Genomic DNA, 16,386 nt, shown 5'->3' on the forward strand with positions numbered 1-16,386 from the left:
CATGAGAAACTGCAAACAGATTACCCGCCTGCTCTCTCTGCAGCACGATGAAGGCACACTTTCTTTCAAGCAGCGAATGCGCATGCATCTGCATTTGACCATGTGCCGCGATTGCCGTGAATACCGCAAACAGCTCGACACCATAGAACAGGGCTTGCAGCAGATGTTTGACGGTAAAAAAGCCGAATAGGTACCTGAAACCTGCGCTGCCCATTATTTCGTTTTAACATTGATGAGGCCGTCTGAAAGCATGGAAATCTTTCAGACGGCCTCATCACTTACCCACAACCCCCACCCAAAAAATGCTAAAATAACGCCTTATTTTCCAAACCTTTTCAGACGGCCTCATGCTCACCGACTTAGAAAAAAACGCCATTCGCGACCACTACCAAAATATCGGCAAAAGCCTGCCGCATTTCCGTCCGCGTGCCTCGCAGCGGGAGATGATTGCGGTCATTGCCAATACCTTTTCGCGTACGCAAACGCGTGAAGAGGGCGGCGAAGCACCGCAGCGCGAAGGCGAGAGCATTGCCGTGATTGAAGGGCCTACCGGCGTGGGCAAATCACTGGCCTACCTGTTGGCCGGCGGCATCATGGCGCAGACGCGCGGCAAGCGGCTGATTGTATCGAGCGCGACCGTGGCTTTACAAGAGCAACTAGTAGAACGCGATTTACCGTTTTTGGTGGAAAAAAGCGGTTTGGAACTCAGCTTTGCCTTGGCCAAAGGGCGCGGCCGTTATCTCTGCCCCTACAAACTCTATCAACTCACCCAAGGCAACGCGCAGCAAAGCCTGCTCGGCTTTGAAGCGCCGACTGTATTGTGGGATAGCAAACCCAAGCCCGAAGAAATCCAGCTTTTGCGCGAAATGGCCGATGAATTCGGCACACGCCGCTTTAATGGCGACCGCGACACATGGCCGGAAAAAATCGATGACGTGATTTGGTTTAAAGTTACCAACGACCGTCACGGCTGCCTCAAAGCCGCCTGTCCCAACCGCGCCGAATGCCCGTTTTATCTGGCACGGGATACATTGGAAACCGTTGATGTTGTTGTTGCCAACCACGATTTACTGCTGGCCGACATCAGCATGGGCGGCGGCGTGATTCTGCCCGCCCCCGAAAATAGTTTCTACTGCATCGACGAGGCACACCATCTGCCGAAAAAAGCCTTGAGCCAGTTTGCTGCCGAGCATTCGTGGAATACCGCCGTATGGACCTTAGAAAAACTGCCGCAAATCACTGCCAAAATCGCCGCATTAGCCGACAAAACCGAATTGGCCAACCTTGCCGACGAAGCCGCCTCCTCGCTGCTCGACAGCCTGCACGAATGGCAATTCCACCTTGCTGAAGAACCCAAGCTCGGCCTCAACGCCGGCGAATACGACAGCGATACCGGCCGCAAAAGCAGCGAACCGATGTGGTTGTGGGAAGACGGCAAAATCCCCGAAGATTTGGAATTGCTGGTGTCCAACACCGGCGTGGCCGCGCGCAGCCTGCTGAAACACGTTTATGGCCTCAACGACGCGCTATCTGCCAGCCGCCGCGACAAAGAGCAAGACGGCGCATTGATCGACCGCATAAGCAGCGAATTCGGCCTGTTTGTCTCCCGCATCGAGCAAATCAGCGCCGTGTGGGATTTGTTTTCCACCGTGCCGAAAGAAAAAGAAGAGCCGCTGGCAAAATGGATTACCCGCCGCGTGGACGACAAAAACGACTATGTATTCAATGCCAGCCCTATCAGCAGCGCCGGCCACCTTGCCAACAGCCTGTGGCGGCGTGCCGCCGGAGCCGTATTAACTTCCGCTACTCTGCAATCTTTGGGCAATTTTAACCTGCTGCTACGCCAAACCGGCCTGATTTGGTTTCCCCAAACCACCACACTCGCGCTGAAAAGCCCGTTTGACTTTGAAGCACAGGGTGAGCTTTATATCCCGCCGATTTACGCCAGCCCGAAAGACCCCCATGCCCACACCGCCGCCATCGTCGAATGGTTGCCCAAGCTGATTGCCGCCGACCAAGCCATCGGCACATTGGTACTGTTTTCTTCCCGCCGACAAATGCAGGAAGTCGCCCTGCGCCTGCCCGAAGAATATCTGCCCTTGCTGCTGATACAGGGCGAATTGCCCAAAACAGTGTTGCTGCAACGCCACTACGAAGCCCTGAAAGCAGGCAAAGCCAGCATTATTTTCGGGCTGGACAGCTTCGCCGAAGGGCTGGACTTACCCGGCGAAGCCTGCGTACAGGTCATCATTGCCAAACTCCCGTTTTCCATGCCTGACAACCCCATCGAGAAAACCCAAAACCGCTGGATCGAACAACGGGGCGGCAACCCCTTTATCGAAATCACCGTGCCCGAAGCCAGTATCAAACTCGTCCAAGCCGTCGGCCGCCTGATCCGCACCGAACAAGACTACGGTCGAGTAACAATACTCGATAATCGGGTTAAAACCCAACGCTACGGCCAACAATTATTGGCATGTTTGCCGCCGTTTAAACGGATTGGGTAAGTAGAAAATAAGGCAAAGCCGTCTGAAAATGGAGAAACATCATTTTCAGACGGCTTTGTTTTATTCCACTATAGTTGAACCACTGTATTTTCCATACAAAACCGGCTGTAGGTTGAGATTGATTAGGTATAGGGATGATAAAAAAATCTTATTTTTCAATAGGTTTTAAATAATAGGATCTTGATCCAGCCTGCAGCTTGTTCCCTTTATTATGAGGAAGTGGGAGTTTCTTTGAAACTTAAAGTCGGAATGTTTTCATACATGCTGATATGTTTCTGCTGATGATAAGGTCTGAACCCGGTTCGGTACAGGATTCAGTTCTTGAAAGTTGATTGTGCAGGCTGAATTGTTCACTTTCAGACGGCCTGTTTGTATGAGCGGATGACTTTCTACCATTTATTCGGTTTCGCTCTCTGAATAATTTCCTCTATGACATTCAGGGCATTCAATTCCAAGCCCTCGCAATAAGCCAGAAATTCAAACAAATCCAAGCGGCGGTCGCCGGTTTCCACTTTGCCGATAAAAGAATGTATGACATCAAGCCGATCTGCCAATGCCCGTTGGGACAAGCCCAGTTCAAGCCGCCGCTTAGTCAGTATTTGCCGCAGATGTATATGTTCACTTGAATAAATAGAGAGGCGTAGGTTTTTCATTGCACCGATTTTAGGTACAATACTATTTGCACCTGTTTTAGGTGCAATCAATACTTAATTTTAAAAGCAGTTTATGAATGCGATACCCATCTATGCAGAAACGCCGTTTGACACCATTCGCGGACAAATAATTGAAGAATACCTGAGTGAGGAACAATCCTATCCGTGGATTGTAACTTTTTCCGGCGGTAAGGACAGTACCTTAGTAGCACATTTGGTTTTTGAAGCCTTGCTTGCACTGCCCGCCAGTATGCGGCGGCGGGAGGTATTTTTCGTATCCAACGACACATTGGTCGAAAGCCCGTTGGTTGTGCGGCATATGCGCGGGGAGTTGGACAAAATTCTGAAAGCCGCCAAGATTTTCAAATTGCCGGTCAGCGGAGAAGTAACGACGCCGAAATTACAGGAAACATTTTGGACTTTGTTAATCGGCAAAGGTTATCCGTCGCCCAACCGCAGTATGCGGTGGTGTACAGACCGCCTGAAAATCCAGCCTACCAGTAAATTTATTCTGGACAAAGTGGCGGAAAATGGTGCGGCTATTATTATTTTAGGCGTGAGGAAAGACGAATCCGCAACCCGTAAAGCCAGTATTGAAAGCCATCAAAACTTAGCCGGTTCTAATCTGACACCGCACGGCAGTCTGCCTAATGCCTTTGTGTACCGTCCGATTGTCGATTTAAGCACGGATGACGTATGGGAATTTTTAGCAGGAAATAATCCGCCGTGGGGTGGTTCGCACGCGGATTTGGTCACACTGTACCGCGAAGCGGCGGGCGGAGAATGTCCGATTGTTTTATCACAGGAAGAAGCCCCGGGTTGCGGCACCAATTCCAGCCGTTTTGGTTGCTGGACATGTACGGTCGTAACGAAAGACAAGAGTCTTCAAGGATTTGTCGATGTCGGCAAAACCGAATATCAGCCATTGATTGATTTCAGGGATTGGCTGGTGGAAATCCGCAATAAACCCGAATACCGCCAAGTAGAACGGCGCAACGGCACCATTACGATTAAAGACGGCAAACACATTCCCGGCCCGTTTACCGTGGAAGCCAGACAAATGATATTGGCTAAATTATTGGAAATTCAGACGGCCTACGGGCATGAATTGATTACTCAGGAAGAAGTAGATTTGATTAAACGGATTTGGGCGGAAGATTTGATTCAATCGCATGTAAGGAAAAAATCATGAATAAGGAAACCGAAAAGAGAGTGGCGGATTTGCTGCTGTGGAGTGACGGCACGGCAAAGCAGCTGATGATTAAAATTGCCGGAGAGCACGGAGTATCCGTCGATGCTTTGGCAGAATTGGTGGCATGGGAACGCGACCAGCAGGAACGTATCCGCAAACGGGGCATGACGGAAGCGTTTAACGAAATCTTTGAAAACAAAACCTACTGGAAATAAATCATGTGGATACACTCAATCCGCTTGCGGAACTTTAAGTCTTACGATAATGCGGTTTTTCACTTTCCCGAACCCGAAGGAGAACGCAATATCGTCTTAATCGGCGCACAAAACGGGCACGGCAAAACCACGCTCTTGGAAGCGGTTTACCTGTGTCTGTACGACAAAGACGCAGTCAGCCACCTTCAGCGCGCCGGTTTGAACGGTAAAGAAAAAGGCTATGCCGATTTTCTTCAATCTGCGCTGCACCATCAGGCAGAAACCAAATATCACCGCAAAGAAATGTCCTTAGAGGTGGAAATCTGCCAATACCGTCAAGACAGCAAATACAGCTTGCGTATCAAACGCAAATGGTATTTCGACACACAAGGAAAATACCAGCCTGCCGACGACTCGGCCGTCATCGAATTGGCGAAAAACGGCAAGTACGAATGGGTTAGGGAAGATATGGTGGGACACTATCTGAATGCCTTTGCCCTGCCGATTGACTACGCACCGTTTTTCTTTTTTGACGGAGAGAAAATTGTCAAAACGGCGGAGGGAAGCGGTGCAGGCGTTTGGCTTAGGCAGGCACTTAAAGGGTTGCTGGGCGTAACCTTATTGGAAAAACTGCGGGACAGTTTAAGAAGCTACCGCACCCAAAATATTCCGAAAAACGCCGATAAAAGAATGCGGGAACAATTGGCAGATGCGGAACTCAGGTTAAGTCAGGCTGAGGTTTCTTTGGATGTACTTAACGAGGAATTATCTGACGCAAATACACAATGGCAGCATTGGACAGAGAAACGCGACAGCCTGATGCAGCAACTTGGCGGCGGCAGCGATATACGCACATCTCAGGATTTGATGCAGCAACGTGAACGGCTGGAGCAGGAGATGACTGAGTTTCAAAGCCATATCAAAGCCGCCGTTAAAGCGATGCCGCTGGCCTTTTTGCCGAGAGGCCGTCTGAATGACTTACAAAAACAATTGGAGCACGAGAAAAACCGTTTGAACCATGAAGCGGGTAAAAACCAAATTGCCGAAAAAGTCGATGATTTTTGGAATGCGTTTGTTGCCAGTGAAAAAGTGAATCGGGCATTTGGAGAAATGGCTGAGGTGATTTTTCGCCGACCTTTGCTGAAAGATGCGGTAGCAGAGTGTTGGGAGCAATTGTTTTATCCGCTGCCTGAAAACTGTGCCGGTAACATCGAACACAATTATCTTTCGGTCAATGCCCATGCTGAAATTCAAAACGAAATTGCCCGCTTAAGCGGTATGCCGCAAGGTGAAATCAGCAAACTGTTGGCAGAACAAGAAAAACGGGAAGCCGAACGGAAACGCATTATCGGCGAAATCGAAAATTTGAAAGGAACCAATAATGACGAATTGGTCGGGCAGCTTCAAGAAGCCAATCAAGAAACGGATAAATACAAAGAATGTTTGGGTCATCTGAAAAGCAATAAGATTCAACAAGAGCAATCTAAAGAACGCTGCCTTAAAGAAATTTCCGATTTGCAGAATCAGATTAGTAACAGCAACCCGCAATTACTTAAATCCCGTCGCGCGGGCGAAGTGGGCGAAGTGATTGAACTGCTGACAGCGGAATTATTGAAACAGAAAGTTGAAGAAGTCGGCGAAGCGGCGACACGGATTAACCGTTCTATTGCGCACGACGAGCGCATCGACCGTATCCGCATCGGCGCAGACGGCACAATGGTTTTGTTCGGCAGGGACGGCCGCGAATCACGGGTGGACTTGTCTGCCGGGCAGATGCAGATTCTGATTATGTCTTTGGTGTCTGCATTGGCGGAAGTAACACGTTATCAGGCACCGTTCATCATTGATACGCCGTTGGCACGTTTGGACGAAGGTCATCGCGAAGGCTTGTTCAACCATTGGAGTCATTTAAGCCAGCAGGTGATTTTGCTGTCGCAAGACACCGAGATTACCCCCGAAGTTTACCGTCGTTTGGAACCGCATATCAGCCGCACTTATCTGGTAGAGGCCGAGTCTCTGGCCAGTGCCGGTGCGCGTTCGCAGGTTACCGCCGATGTGTATTTTGAATAACGGGCCGTCTGAAACATACAGGAAAATATGATGTACCGATTGAAACATACCGATAAAAAATGGGATACCGACTTTTTTCATACTTTGATGAGTGATAAGCGGATCATCTCCAGCGAAGAAGCCAAAAAAATCCGCAGCAGGCTCAACGAAGCAGGCGCACTTCCGTATTTGGACGGTCATTATGATTGGGCAATGCTGTGCATAGGTTATTGCTTCACCAAAGGGTTTACCGACATACCAGGCAAACTGAATCCCGCACCCGATGCCAAGGGAACGGAAATTCCTTCTTTCCAGACCTGTTTTCAGGATTATTCGCGCCTGTGGCTGGTGATGCTGAGTGATGCGTTATTCCGCTTAAATCCTGATCGGGATTTAGGCAAGGAAGATTTGTATGCGCTGATTCATTCTTTATGGCATACCGGCGCGGTAGAGCTGAATGGTTTATGGGAAGGCTGTAAGCGGTTCAAGCCCGATGATGAATTGGCTGCAAGGCAGACTTTTTTGAATGAGCTCACCGATTTGGCTGTGAAAAATGCAGGTTTGGGAAGCATGACAGAGATTTCAGACGGTCAAGCTGAACAAGGACCGTCTGAGAACCAAGAGCAACGTCTGAGGAAGGCGTTTGCACAGCAAAATATCGGCATTGCAGATTTGAAATTCAATCATGCAGGCGCACGTTACGACATCTACCGCCTGCGCTTGAGCAGATACACGGATTTGGATAGATACCACCAAGGTTTGTGCTCAGAATTAGGCGTACAAAAAAGTGCACTGCGTATTGAACCATGCTACAACAATGAAAGTCATGCTTATGATGTGAAGCTGTTGCGTGATGAAAATAAGTGGCATAAATTGGGTGCGCAAAAATTTGCCGAAGCCCTGAAAAGTTATGATAAAGATTATATATTGCCCGTGTGCATCGGAATAGACGAATACGGCAAAGCCCATTTTAAGGATTTGGCTTCTGCACCGCATCTGCTGATTGGCGGCACGACAGGGTCGGGCAAATCCGTATTTGTACGCACACTGTTACGCAGTCTGTTTGATTTATGCAAAGGTCAAGACAAAATGGAAGTGGCGATTCTTGACCCTAAAAAAGTCGACTACCGCATTTTTGAAAACGAAGAAGACCTCTATGAAGAACGGATTCTGGACGATTACGACGAAATGTACCAGTTCCTACTTGAAAGTGTGGAAGAATCCGAATGCCGTTATGCACTTATGAGCCGACATCGGGTTGAAAAACTTGCCCAGCTTCCCGAAAATATTCGTCCGCGCTACCGTGTGATTGTGGTTGATGAGTTGGCGAATTTGCTCAAGCATAAGGATGACATTGAAAAACAGCTGATAATGCTGGCTGAGAAAGCAAGGGCTTCCGGTATTCATTTGATTTTGAGTACCCAGCGTCCTGACGCTCAAGTATTAGACGGCACTTTGCGCAGCAATTTACCGGCACGGATTGCGTTGAGTGTACAAAAATCAACCGAATCCAAAATTATCTTAGATGAAACCGGTGCGGAAAATCTGCTTGGCAAAGGCGACCATTTGGTCAAATGGGACAATGGAACGCCGTTTTTCCTGCATGGATTTGATGTGTAAGTTTCATTGCAGACAATAGAACAAAGTCGTCTGAAACAGTGCAGTGCGGCGGCTTACAAGGGCGGAGTCCTGTATCGAACAGGGTTCCGCCTTTTTATTCCAACTTTAATCCGTCATGATCATTGTAACGGATGTATTTGTGCATAAAATATCCGACTTTTGGGAAGCCCAAACATCATTTTCAGACGGCCTTGCGTTATTTCTTCACTATATCTTATTAGGAACAAACCGTTTACCCCTTCGGATAAAACTGCACCAAACTTTCCCCCTGCGGTAGTTTCAAGGCTTTGACCGCATGGCCGTACACGGTTTCCAGTGTAACCGTGAGGCCGCCTTCTTCTGCGAAAATACGGTCGATACAGGCTTGGGCGGCTTCGGGGCGGGTGAAGGTAATGGCTTGCGACAGGCCCAATGTGTCCATGTCCTGCCGAAAAGTGTCGGCTTTTTTGTAGTGCAGGTCGAGTTTGGCGGTGTCTGTTACCGGGTCGTAGAAGCCGTTGCCGGCGAGCATGTCGCCGATGTCGTGCATGTCGATTAGGGTAGGTGCGCGGCAATCGATGCCGTGGTTTTTCAGACGGCCTGTGAGTTCCGCCAACGTTTCTTGTCCGAAGTGGGTGAAAAACAGCAGGCCGTCGGTTTTGAGGGCGTTTGCCCAGTTTTGGAACACGGGCGGGAGTTCGGCGGCGGTTGTCAGGCTGAGGTTGGCCCACAGCATATCGGCGGCGGCTTCGGGCAACGCTTGGCTTAAAGGTTGGCAATGTTGCCCAATCTGTTTGCCGGTGAGTTTTTGCCAGAAGCTGCTTTTGCGCTCGGCAGCGGCCGTTTGAAGAAAGTCGGGGCGGGGGTCGTATTCGCTGAAGACGGCTTTGGGATAACGCGAAGCCAGCAGGCTGCGGCTGATGTCGGCATCTGCGCCAATCAGCAGGATGTGTTGCGGTATGTGGCGCACCAATGCCAAGCGTTCGTCGGTTTGTCGGGCAAGGTGGCGGTGGATTTGCCAGCGTGGGTCTTGATTCATTTCAGACGGCCTCGATAAAGCGTTGATACACACCGGCAAACTCATCGGCATGGCTGAGAAACGGGGAGTGGGCGGCATGGTCGATCAGGTGCAGCGTGCTGTTTGGCAGATGGCGGTTGAGATATTCGCCCATGCGGGGCGGCGTAATGGCATCTTTTTGACCGTAAACGAGCAACACGGGCTGCTGAATGCGCGCTAAAAACGGCCGTGCATCGGCGCGGTTGACTGCATCCAAAGCGGCTTGCAGGGCTTGCGGTGCGCCGTGGCGGATTAAATCGGGCAATACTTTGTGCAAAATAGTGTCGGCATTTTGTGTGTGCAGTAATTGTAATTGTAGAAACTGTTTGATATGTTTGGCATAATCCTGCTGAAACGCACCGGCCATTTTCGCCAAAGCAGGATTGCTCAAACCTTCGGGATAATCGGCTTCGGCGGTGAATTTGGCAAAGCTGGCGGTGAGACACAGCGATTTCACTTTGTCGGGGTGGCGTGCGGCCAGATAAAGCGCAACCAAGCCGCCGAGCGACCAGCCGAGAATGTGCGCCGGCGTGTCGATTTGTGCGGCGTAATGGTCAGCTACGGCGGCAATGTCGAAATCGTCGGTAAAAGGCTCACCGCCGTGGCCGGGAAGGTTCAGCGCGTGGATTGCCCAATTGTGCGGCAAACGCGGTATGAAATCGTCGAAAACATGGCGGTTGGCCGCCCAACCGTGAATCAGATAAACTTTTTTCGCAGAGTGTGGCATGGATTTTCTTTCTTATTGGCGCAGAATGAAACAACGCTCGTGGTGGCGCGCCCATCGCTGCGTATTATGCCACGATTCTGCTTCAGACGGCCTGTGTCGCGGCTGCTTGGCCGATTTGTCAGAAAGCTTTACCGATGCGGTCAATAGCTGCCCTTTGTGTTTTCGGCAGATTGTCGGCGGGGCGGTGTGTGGCCAGTGTCAGAAAAAGCCGCCGAAATTTGAGCGGATGTGGGCTTCGGTGTATTATGAGGCGCCGGTCAGCGGCATGGTGCATCAGTTCAAACATTTGGGCGACATGAGCATGCGGCGGCCGTTGGCGGATTTAATGCGCCGCCATGCGCCGGATTGGCTGGATATTGCCGAGATTGATTTCGTGCTGCCCATGCCGTTGAGCAAAGCCAGACGGTTTTATCGCGGCTTCAATCAGAGCGAAGAATTGGCCGAAAGCTTGGCGCGTGAATACGGCTGGCAAGTGTTGCCGCGCCAAATGGTCGAGCGCGCCCACAAACCGCCGCAAAGCACGCTCAAAAGCGATGAGCGACGGCGTAATGTGCGCAACATTTTCAAAATAAACAAGCCTTTGCCTGAAAACTGTAAGATATTGTTAATCGATGATGTGTTGACCACCGGTGCAACATTAAACGAATTGGCGAAAATGCTGAAAGCATCGGGCGCAAGCGCGGTTTATTGCTGGTGTTTGGCGCGTTCGCAATTGAAAAGATAGCTAAAAACTTTGACACCACCACGATGCTGTGGCATCTTACCTGACTCTAAGTGACTGATTTATATGTTTACTATCGTTTTGTATCAACCTGAAATCCCCCCGAATACGGGCAATATCATCCGATTGTGTGCCAATACCGGCGCGGAATTACACTTAGTCAAACCACTCGGATTTCCGCTCGATTCCACCAAAATGAAGCGCGCGGGTTTGGATTATCATGAGTTTGCAAAACTGACGGTACACGAGAATTTCGGAGCCTGCTTGAAAGCACTCGAAGGCCGCCGCATTTTCGCATTGACGACTAAAGGCAAAACCCGCCCCGACAAAGCCGAATTCCGGCCGGGCGATGTGTTTTTGTTCGGACCCGAAACGCGCGGTTTGCCGGCGGAAATTCTCGATACGCTGCCTGCCGGGCAAAAGCTTCGTTTGCCTATGCTGCCGGATAGCCGCAGCATGAATTTATCTAACACTGTTGCCGTGATGCTGTTTGAAGCGTGGCGGCAAAACGATTATCAGGGCGGTATGTAATCAACAAGCCGTCTGAACAGTCGTGATTTAAGTGTCGGTGTTTTCTTGAAAACATCGGCGCTTTGCGTGATTAACTCAAGAATGGATTTTGTTTTGACCTTAAGCCGCCATACTTTATTCGCCACGCTGACGGCAGTTGCCATCGGCGTTTTCTCCATCGGTAACGCATCGGCGCAAACCGCCAAAGGTGCGCTGTTGGCCAAGCAGGCCGGCGAAATCATCGTGACCCAGCAAGACAGCATCGTGCGTGCTGAGAAACTGCACCCTTCTGCCAACCGCAGCTACAAAGTAGCAGGCAAACGTTACCAACCGATGACTAAAGTATCGTCGTTCAGCCAAAGCGGCAACGCTTCATGGTATGGCGACAAATTCCACGGCCGCAAAACCGCCAGCGGCGAGCATTACGATATGCTCGCCATGACCGCTGCCCACCGCACCCTGCCGATTCCGAGCTACGCTAAAGTGACCAACACCCGCAACGGCAAAAGCGTGATTGTGCGCGTAAATGACCGCGGTCCGTTCCATGGCAACCGCGTAATGGATTTATCCAAAGCCGCCGCGCAAAAACTCGGTTTCATCAACCAAGGCACGGCTCATGTGAAAATCGAGCAGATTGTGCCGGGCGTAAAACCGCAACAAGCTGCTGCACCTAAAGCCGTTAGCCCGAAAAATACCGCGCCGGCTGCCATTGCCGCCTTGTCGCCTGCACAAGAAATCTATGTGGATTTGAAAGCCTTCGGTACCGAGCGTGATGCACAGGCCTACATCGACCGCACCACCGAGCAGCTGGCTTCTTCTTTGACCAGCCCGAAAATGGCGGTTGAAAAACGCGGCCACGAATATGTGGTGCGCATGGGTCCGTTTACTGCGCAAGAGCGTGCGGATGAAGCCCAAACCCGTGTCCGCAGCTTGGCATACGGCAGCGTAGATTCGACGATTTAACCGTTCAGACGGCCTGTCTTGATGATAAGGCCGTTTGATTCGCTAAACTTGGTATAATGAGGCCGTCTGAAACATTATGTTTTCAGACGGCCTTTTCCACTTAACCCAGAGCTTTTTATGATCAGCAGACTCACCGGCAAACTCATCGACAAACAGCCGCCGCAAATCGTCATTGATGTCAACGGCGTCGGCTATGAAGTCGATGTATCGATGCAAACCTTTTACAACCTGCCTGCATTGAATGAAACCGTGCAGCTTTATACCCAATTGGCGGTGCGCGAAGATGCGCATTTGCTGTTTGGCTTTGCCACGGCGGCAGAGCGGGCGACTTTCCGCCAATTGGTAAAGGTGAGCGGCATCGGTGCCAAAACCGCCTTAGGCATTTTATCGGCCATGAACGCCGACGAACTGGCACAGGCGGTGGCTGAAGAAGACGTGAAGCGTCTGTCTTCCGCGCCTGGCATCGGCAAGAAAACCGCTGAGCGCATGGTGCTGGAATTGCGCGGCAAGCTGGTGTCGGAAAATATTTCAGACGGCCTGTTTGCCCCAACCCAGAGCGCAGACGAAACCGACGACATTGTCAGCACTTTGCTGGCCTTGGGCTACAACGAGCGCGAAGCCAAAGCGGCGGTGAAAGGCATTCCGAAAGGCACCGACGTCGGTGAAGGCGTGCGCTTGGCTTTGAAGAATTTACTGAAGTAAACCAAAAATAAAAACTGAATAAAATCAAATAAATATATTTAAACAACAGGCCGTCTGAAACTTTTCGGACGGCCTGTTGCCTTCATGTTTTGTAAATAAGAATTATTAATATTAACAAGGAAGTAATGGATAATGAGTGAAACCTGCTGCCCGTATTGCGATTACGTATGCGACGATGAAACCCATAAAGCCGCAGCCGCTATAAACGGTGTCGGATATGAAGTTATTTCCAGTGAACCGGCTTTGATTCCGGCGGCGGAATGGGGCAAAATGTTGAATTAAGTCCCATTGTCGTTACAGGATCAAGGCCGTCAGGCGGCGTAAACCATGCCCTTGCCGACGATAGCCTGCCCATTGTTATCGATAATGCCCCCTATACGGACATGGGCGGATCCGCCTATTTCGACCCCGCCGCAAGCGGAAATGCCGACTTTTCACAAAATGCCGGTAGTACACCACCAACTGAAAACGTGCCCCAACCGCACCCCGAAGAAACCGCCAAATCTCTGGCCGGGGATATTGCTTCCCAAATCAATACCGCCACCGACCTTTTGGCCAAACCTTTGGAAGAGCGGGCGCAAATCCTGCAGAGAACCGCCGAACTCAAAAGCGAATTGGCCGCCACCTACGCCAACGGGATGATTACGTTCCAAAACGGCCAAATGCCCGCCGATGCCGCCGATTTTTACGCCCGCAATCCCGGCGCTTTGGCCGAAACCGTCGAAGCCATGCGCCAAGAAGCAAAAGAAATACACAAAATCGGCGGAGAAAACGCCGGCAAAGCCTATCTTATGGGCGTGGCGGGCAAATTGGCCGGCGGCGCGAGCAACGGATTGGATATCTTGGAACTCGGCGGCCGTCTGAACAAGGCTTACCATGAAGATACCCAGTCCAACTGGGACAGCGTATACGGGCAGTTTGCGAAAATCATGGTTGGCGCGGCAGGTGGAGCGGCTGCGTTGGGAACGGCAAGAGCATTAGGAGTTATGCTAACTTTAGCAGGAACTCCATTAGCTGGAGGTCTTGTAGCTTTGGGTGTTGGTATTGGCTTAACAATAGCCATTAGTAATGTAGCGGATTTTATCGAATCCGAAATATCCAAAGGTAATTCCATACTGTCTGCCCCGGTAGATGATGTGACGGATTTGGTACTGGTCGGTGATATGCACCTGCCTATCGATGCGCGCCTCCGTGCTGACAATGTGACTATTTTCGGTAATCAGCGGTTTGACAATATCGAGATAGAGGCCGATAAAGTGGAAATCGTCGGCGGTATTTCCAGCGAGGGAAATTTTATTGTACAGGCCAAAGAAACATCGGTTACGCCGTCTGAAAACGTCGCACAAACGTTTTTAGAAAAAGCACAAGCCGAAGCCGTAGCGGCAGCGCAAAACGGTACGGATTCCACCGTACAAACCGAACAGGTTGAAGACGTACCTGCTGAAGCCACCGAAGCGACTTTGGCTGAACTGCCGATTGCCGAAAATAAAACGGTAATCGGATACGACAGCCCCGAAAATATCTTGCCCGATGGTTCGCGGATAGACGACGAGATGTTCCTGTATTACGAAAATCAAGAAAGTTTGTTGTCCCAGCCCGTAACGGAAAATCCTATCCCTGCCGACGAGACCGTTGTCTATCCCGATATGGTAACGCCCGATATCGGTATGCCTGATATTTACGATGATTACATTATGTATTAAATGAAAAGGCCGTCTGAAATTTTCAGACGGCCTGATATGGGATAAAAATATGTCAAATATCAATAGACCTAATAAAAAATTTGATGCCTTTATGATTTGGGTAGTCCTATTGTTTCCAATCGCGGTTTTTATATTTAGCCCTGTTTATGCCGAGACTGCAGGACAAAAGGAATTCGCAGAATTTTTGGATAATTATTTATTCGGGCATGGTTATTACAAGCCTGATGCTTATCCGTTTGCCTCTAAGATAACCAATAGTTTTTCTTTAATTTTTGCAATTTTCGCTGCTTTTATTGCTGCGGTAATTCAAGGTTGGAAAAAATATGATTTTCCGGAAAAAAATACCATATTTGCAGGATTTATTCTTGTCGTATTGTTGATATTTTTTATTTGGACAAGTGTTGTGCATATGGAATTTTCAACATCTCAAGGCAGAAGTTTTGGAACTAAAGCTTCTTTTTACAATAATTATTTTTTTTATATGACTGCCATGCTGTCAAAAACGGTAGTTATTTATTTTGCAATTAGATTTATTTTAGCATTTCTGGTTACTTTTCTTATTGAGTGGCAAGAGTACCGTGCAAAGAAGAAATAGTTTGGTAAGGCCGTCTGAAACCTTCAGGCGGCCTATAGGAGTGAGTTTTATGCCTGAGAAAAAATTGAAGAATGGTTCTTTTGGACAGTATTGTTTTTTCCGATTGTGGTATTTTTATTGACACCTTCACATGCAGTAAGCCCTGTCGAAAATCAGGTGGCTGTTTTCGTGGACGAATATTTGTTCGGCCAAGGGTATTACAAACCCGAAGCCTATCCGTTTGCGGCGAAACTGACCAACAGTTTTTCTTTTGTCTTTGCAGCTGCTGCAGCGTTTATAGCAGCATTTTCACAAGGTTGGAAAAAATATGATTTTTCTCAAACCGATCCGTTGCTGTTGGTATTAGTTATGCTGCCGCTGACTATTTTCAGTATCTGGTTAACTGTAGAACCTATGGAATTTTCAAAATCAACAAGCAGAAGCTGGGGGACAAGCGAATCTTTCCACAATACTGTTTTTTTATATTTGTTCGCTATGGTCTGTAAAAATACAACGATATACCTTGGTATCAGATTTATTTTGGCATTTAGTTCAACTTTTTTGCTTGAGTGGAAAGAATACCGGGAAGAGAACACAATAAACGGTTTATATGAAAAACCGGCTTAAAAAAAGCCGTCTGAAATTTTCAGACGGCCTTTAGGAACTTTTCATGAATAGAAAACAAATCGAATCATATCTATATTTACGGTATTTTAATTTTAACCGCCCTCCTGTTTATCCTGCTTCCGGCGCACCTTGCCGGCGGGTTGGATTTCTATTTAAACCGTTTGGTTGACGATTCCGTGTTTGCCGACGGTTATTACCGGCCATCCAATTATCCGTTTGCCGCCAAAGTAACCAATGCCTTTTCCGCAGTTTTGGCTACGGTGGGCGGTATTTTTATGGGTGCTTGGCGCAGAAACGGGGTTACTGTTGCCCAATTGCCGAAAATAATCTGGCTAAGCTGTCTAATTATCATTGTATTGGGTTATCATCAGACAGAGATCAGCATTTATCCGCAAGAATATGGATCAGGCCGTTTGACCAATAAAAATTTTTACAATACGTCTTTTTTCTTTCTTTTTGTTATGCTTTGCAAGACAGTCTGTATCTACTGTGCATTCAGAATGCCGGTTCCCCTTGTCCTATATACATTGAAAATAGGCCGGAAACCTGAATGAAACAGGCCGTCTGAAAGTTTCAGACGGCCTGTAGTTCGGTAGGTTGGGTCTTGA

The 16,386-nt window shown here is 49.1% G+C and carries 17 protein-coding genes; 14 read left to right on the forward strand and 3 right to left on the reverse strand.

Features of this window, described 5'->3' with window-relative positions:
* Position 1 precedes the first annotated feature (1 nt).
* Both H4O27_RS11390 and dinG read left to right on the forward strand, forming a co-directional pair.
* Positions 2 to 190 carry a zf-HC2 domain-containing protein gene (locus tag H4O27_RS11390; protein WP_165007143.1) on the forward strand — a complete coding sequence of 63 codons (189 nt, stop codon included), beginning with the start codon at positions 2 to 4 and terminating at the stop codon, positions 188 to 190.
* A gap of 157 nt (positions 191 to 347) precedes the next feature.
* On the forward strand, positions 348 to 2,507 hold the full coding sequence (dinG, locus tag H4O27_RS11395; RefSeq protein WP_165007140.1) for an ATP-dependent DNA helicase DinG: 2,160 nt from the start codon (positions 348 to 350) through the stop codon (positions 2,505 to 2,507).
* Positions 2,508 to 2,896: 389 nt separating this feature from the next.
* Here the strand turns inward: dinG and H4O27_RS11400 are convergent, their stop codons facing one another.
* Positions 2,897 to 3,211 (reverse strand): helix-turn-helix domain-containing protein, encoded by a 315-nt coding sequence (locus H4O27_RS11400; RefSeq protein WP_371865570.1) that lies wholly within the window; start codon positions 3,209 to 3,211, stop codon positions 2,897 to 2,899.
* Positions 3,212 to 3,233: 22 nt separating this feature from the next.
* Here H4O27_RS11400 and dndC point away from each other — a divergent pair, with 22 nt between their 5' ends.
* Genes dndC through H4O27_RS11420 form a run of 4 tightly spaced genes read left to right on the forward strand, consistent with a single transcriptional unit; the run spans position 3,234 to position 8,215 of the window.
* On the forward strand, positions 3,234 to 4,352 hold the full coding sequence (dndC, locus tag H4O27_RS11405) for a DNA phosphorothioation system sulfurtransferase DndC (RefSeq protein ID WP_165007137.1): 1,119 nt from the start codon (positions 3,234 to 3,236) through the stop codon (positions 4,350 to 4,352).
* Positions 4,349 to 4,567, forward strand: coding sequence for a DNA modification system-associated small protein (locus tag H4O27_RS11410; protein ID WP_165007133.1), 219 nt, complete (start codon positions 4,349 to 4,351; stop codon positions 4,565 to 4,567). The genes dndC and H4O27_RS11410 overlap by 4 nt, the downstream gene beginning before the upstream one ends.
* A 3-nt stretch (positions 4,568 to 4,570) precedes the next feature.
* The gene (locus tag H4O27_RS11415; protein WP_165007130.1) at positions 4,571 to 6,616 is read left to right on the forward strand and encodes an AAA family ATPase; all 2,046 of its coding nucleotides are present in this window, start codon (positions 4,571 to 4,573) and stop codon (positions 6,614 to 6,616) included.
* A 27-nt stretch (positions 6,617 to 6,643) separates the two neighbouring features.
* Positions 6,644 to 8,215, forward strand: a complete 1,572-nt coding sequence (locus H4O27_RS11420) for an FtsK/SpoIIIE domain-containing protein (RefSeq protein WP_226883401.1) — start codon at positions 6,644 to 6,646, stop codon at positions 8,213 to 8,215.
* Between the two features lie 232 nt (positions 8,216 to 8,447).
* Here H4O27_RS11420 and H4O27_RS11425 read toward each other — a convergent pair whose 3' ends face one another.
* Both H4O27_RS11425 and bioH read right to left on the reverse strand, forming a co-directional pair.
* Complete coding sequence (locus tag H4O27_RS11425) at positions 8,448 to 9,233, reverse strand: class I SAM-dependent methyltransferase (protein ID WP_165007279.1); 786 nt, start codon at positions 9,231 to 9,233, stop codon at positions 8,448 to 8,450.
* 1 nt (position 9,234) lies between these two features.
* Positions 9,235 to 9,978 carry a pimeloyl-ACP methyl ester esterase BioH gene (bioH, locus tag H4O27_RS11430; protein ID WP_165007127.1) on the reverse strand — a complete coding sequence of 248 codons (744 nt, stop codon included), beginning with the start codon at positions 9,976 to 9,978 and terminating at the stop codon, positions 9,235 to 9,237.
* On the opposite strand from bioH, the gene H4O27_RS11435 reads away from it, so the two are divergent.
* The 8 genes from H4O27_RS11435 to H4O27_RS11470 all read left to right on the forward strand — a co-directional run bounded on the left by H4O27_RS11435 (position 9,977) and on the right by H4O27_RS11470 (position 15,778).
* Entirely contained in the window at positions 9,977 to 10,702 is a 726-nt protein-coding gene (locus H4O27_RS11435) for a ComF family protein (RefSeq protein WP_165007124.1), read from the forward strand. The two genes, bioH and H4O27_RS11435, sit on opposite strands and share 2 nt — an antisense overlap.
* Positions 10,703 to 10,765: 63 nt before the next feature.
* Positions 10,766 to 11,230 (forward strand): tRNA (uridine(34)/cytosine(34)/5-carboxymethylaminomethyluridine(34)-2'-O)-methyltransferase TrmL, encoded by a 465-nt coding sequence (trmL, locus tag H4O27_RS11440; RefSeq protein ID WP_165007121.1) that lies wholly within the window; start codon positions 10,766 to 10,768, stop codon positions 11,228 to 11,230.
* Positions 11,231 to 11,323: 93 nt separating this feature from the next.
* Entirely contained in the window at positions 11,324 to 12,172 is an 849-nt protein-coding gene (locus tag H4O27_RS11445) for a septal ring lytic transglycosylase RlpA family protein (RefSeq protein ID WP_226883551.1), read from the forward strand.
* A 117-nt stretch (positions 12,173 to 12,289) separates the two neighbouring features.
* A complete protein-coding gene (gene ruvA, locus H4O27_RS11450; RefSeq protein ID WP_165007118.1) occupies positions 12,290 to 12,874 on the forward strand; it encodes a Holliday junction branch migration protein RuvA in 585 nt (194 codons plus the stop codon).
* A 132-nt stretch (positions 12,875 to 13,006) separates the two neighbouring features.
* On the forward strand, positions 13,007 to 13,156 hold the full coding sequence (locus H4O27_RS11455; protein WP_165007115.1) for a hypothetical protein: 150 nt from the start codon (positions 13,007 to 13,009) through the stop codon (positions 13,154 to 13,156).
* Positions 13,135 to 14,577 carry a hypothetical protein gene (locus H4O27_RS11460; RefSeq protein ID WP_165007112.1) on the forward strand — a complete coding sequence of 481 codons (1,443 nt, stop codon included), beginning with the start codon at positions 13,135 to 13,137 and terminating at the stop codon, positions 14,575 to 14,577. Before H4O27_RS11455 ends, H4O27_RS11460 begins: the two co-directional genes overlap by 22 nt.
* Positions 14,578 to 14,626: 49 nt before the next feature.
* A complete protein-coding gene (locus H4O27_RS11465) occupies positions 14,627 to 15,172 on the forward strand; it encodes a hypothetical protein (RefSeq protein WP_165007109.1) in 546 nt (181 codons plus the stop codon).
* Between the two features lie 90 nt (positions 15,173 to 15,262).
* The gene (locus tag H4O27_RS11470; protein ID WP_165007104.1) at positions 15,263 to 15,778 is read left to right on the forward strand and encodes a hypothetical protein; all 516 of its coding nucleotides are present in this window, start codon (positions 15,263 to 15,265) and stop codon (positions 15,776 to 15,778) included.
* The last annotated feature ends 608 nt before the right edge of the window (positions 15,779 to 16,386 follow it).

The sequence above is a fragment of the Neisseria yangbaofengii genome, assembly GCF_014898075.1.
In the GTDB taxonomy this organism is placed as follows: Bacteria; Pseudomonadota; Gammaproteobacteria; order Burkholderiales; family Neisseriaceae; genus Neisseria; species Neisseria yangbaofengii.

Coding starts and splice junctions, on each gene's coding strand:
- H4O27_RS11390 (WP_165007143.1), top strand. CDS start 2: ATGAGAAACTGCAAACAGATTACCCGCCTGCTCTCTCTGCAGCACGAT.
- dinG (WP_165007140.1), top strand. CDS start 348: ATGCTCACCGACTTAGAAAAAAACGCCATTCGCGACCACTACCAAAAT.
- dndC (WP_165007137.1), top strand. CDS start 3,234: ATGAATGCGATACCCATCTATGCAGAAACGCCGTTTGACACCATTCGC.
- H4O27_RS11410 (WP_165007133.1), top strand. CDS start 4,349: ATGAATAAGGAAACCGAAAAGAGAGTGGCGGATTTGCTGCTGTGGAGT.
- H4O27_RS11415 (WP_165007130.1), top strand. CDS start 4,571: ATGTGGATACACTCAATCCGCTTGCGGAACTTTAAGTCTTACGATAAT.
- H4O27_RS11420 (WP_226883401.1), top strand. CDS start 6,644: ATGATGTACCGATTGAAACATACCGATAAAAAATGGGATACCGACTTT.
- H4O27_RS11425 (WP_165007279.1), bottom strand. CDS start 9,233: ATGAATCAAGACCCACGCTGGCAAATCCACCGCCACCTTGCCCGACAA.
- H4O27_RS11435 (WP_165007124.1), top strand. CDS start 9,977: ATGGATTTTCTTTCTTATTGGCGCAGAATGAAACAACGCTCGTGGTGG.
- bioH (WP_165007127.1), bottom strand. CDS start 9,978: ATGCCACACTCTGCGAAAAAAGTTTATCTGATTCACGGTTGGGCGGCC.
- trmL (WP_165007121.1), top strand. CDS start 10,766: ATGTTTACTATCGTTTTGTATCAACCTGAAATCCCCCCGAATACGGGC.
- ruvA (WP_165007118.1), top strand. CDS start 12,290: ATGATCAGCAGACTCACCGGCAAACTCATCGACAAACAGCCGCCGCAA.
- H4O27_RS11455 (WP_165007115.1), top strand. CDS start 13,007: ATGAGTGAAACCTGCTGCCCGTATTGCGATTACGTATGCGACGATGAA.
- H4O27_RS11460 (WP_165007112.1), top strand. CDS start 13,135: ATGGGGCAAAATGTTGAATTAAGTCCCATTGTCGTTACAGGATCAAGG.
- H4O27_RS11465 (WP_165007109.1), top strand. CDS start 14,627: ATGTCAAATATCAATAGACCTAATAAAAAATTTGATGCCTTTATGATT.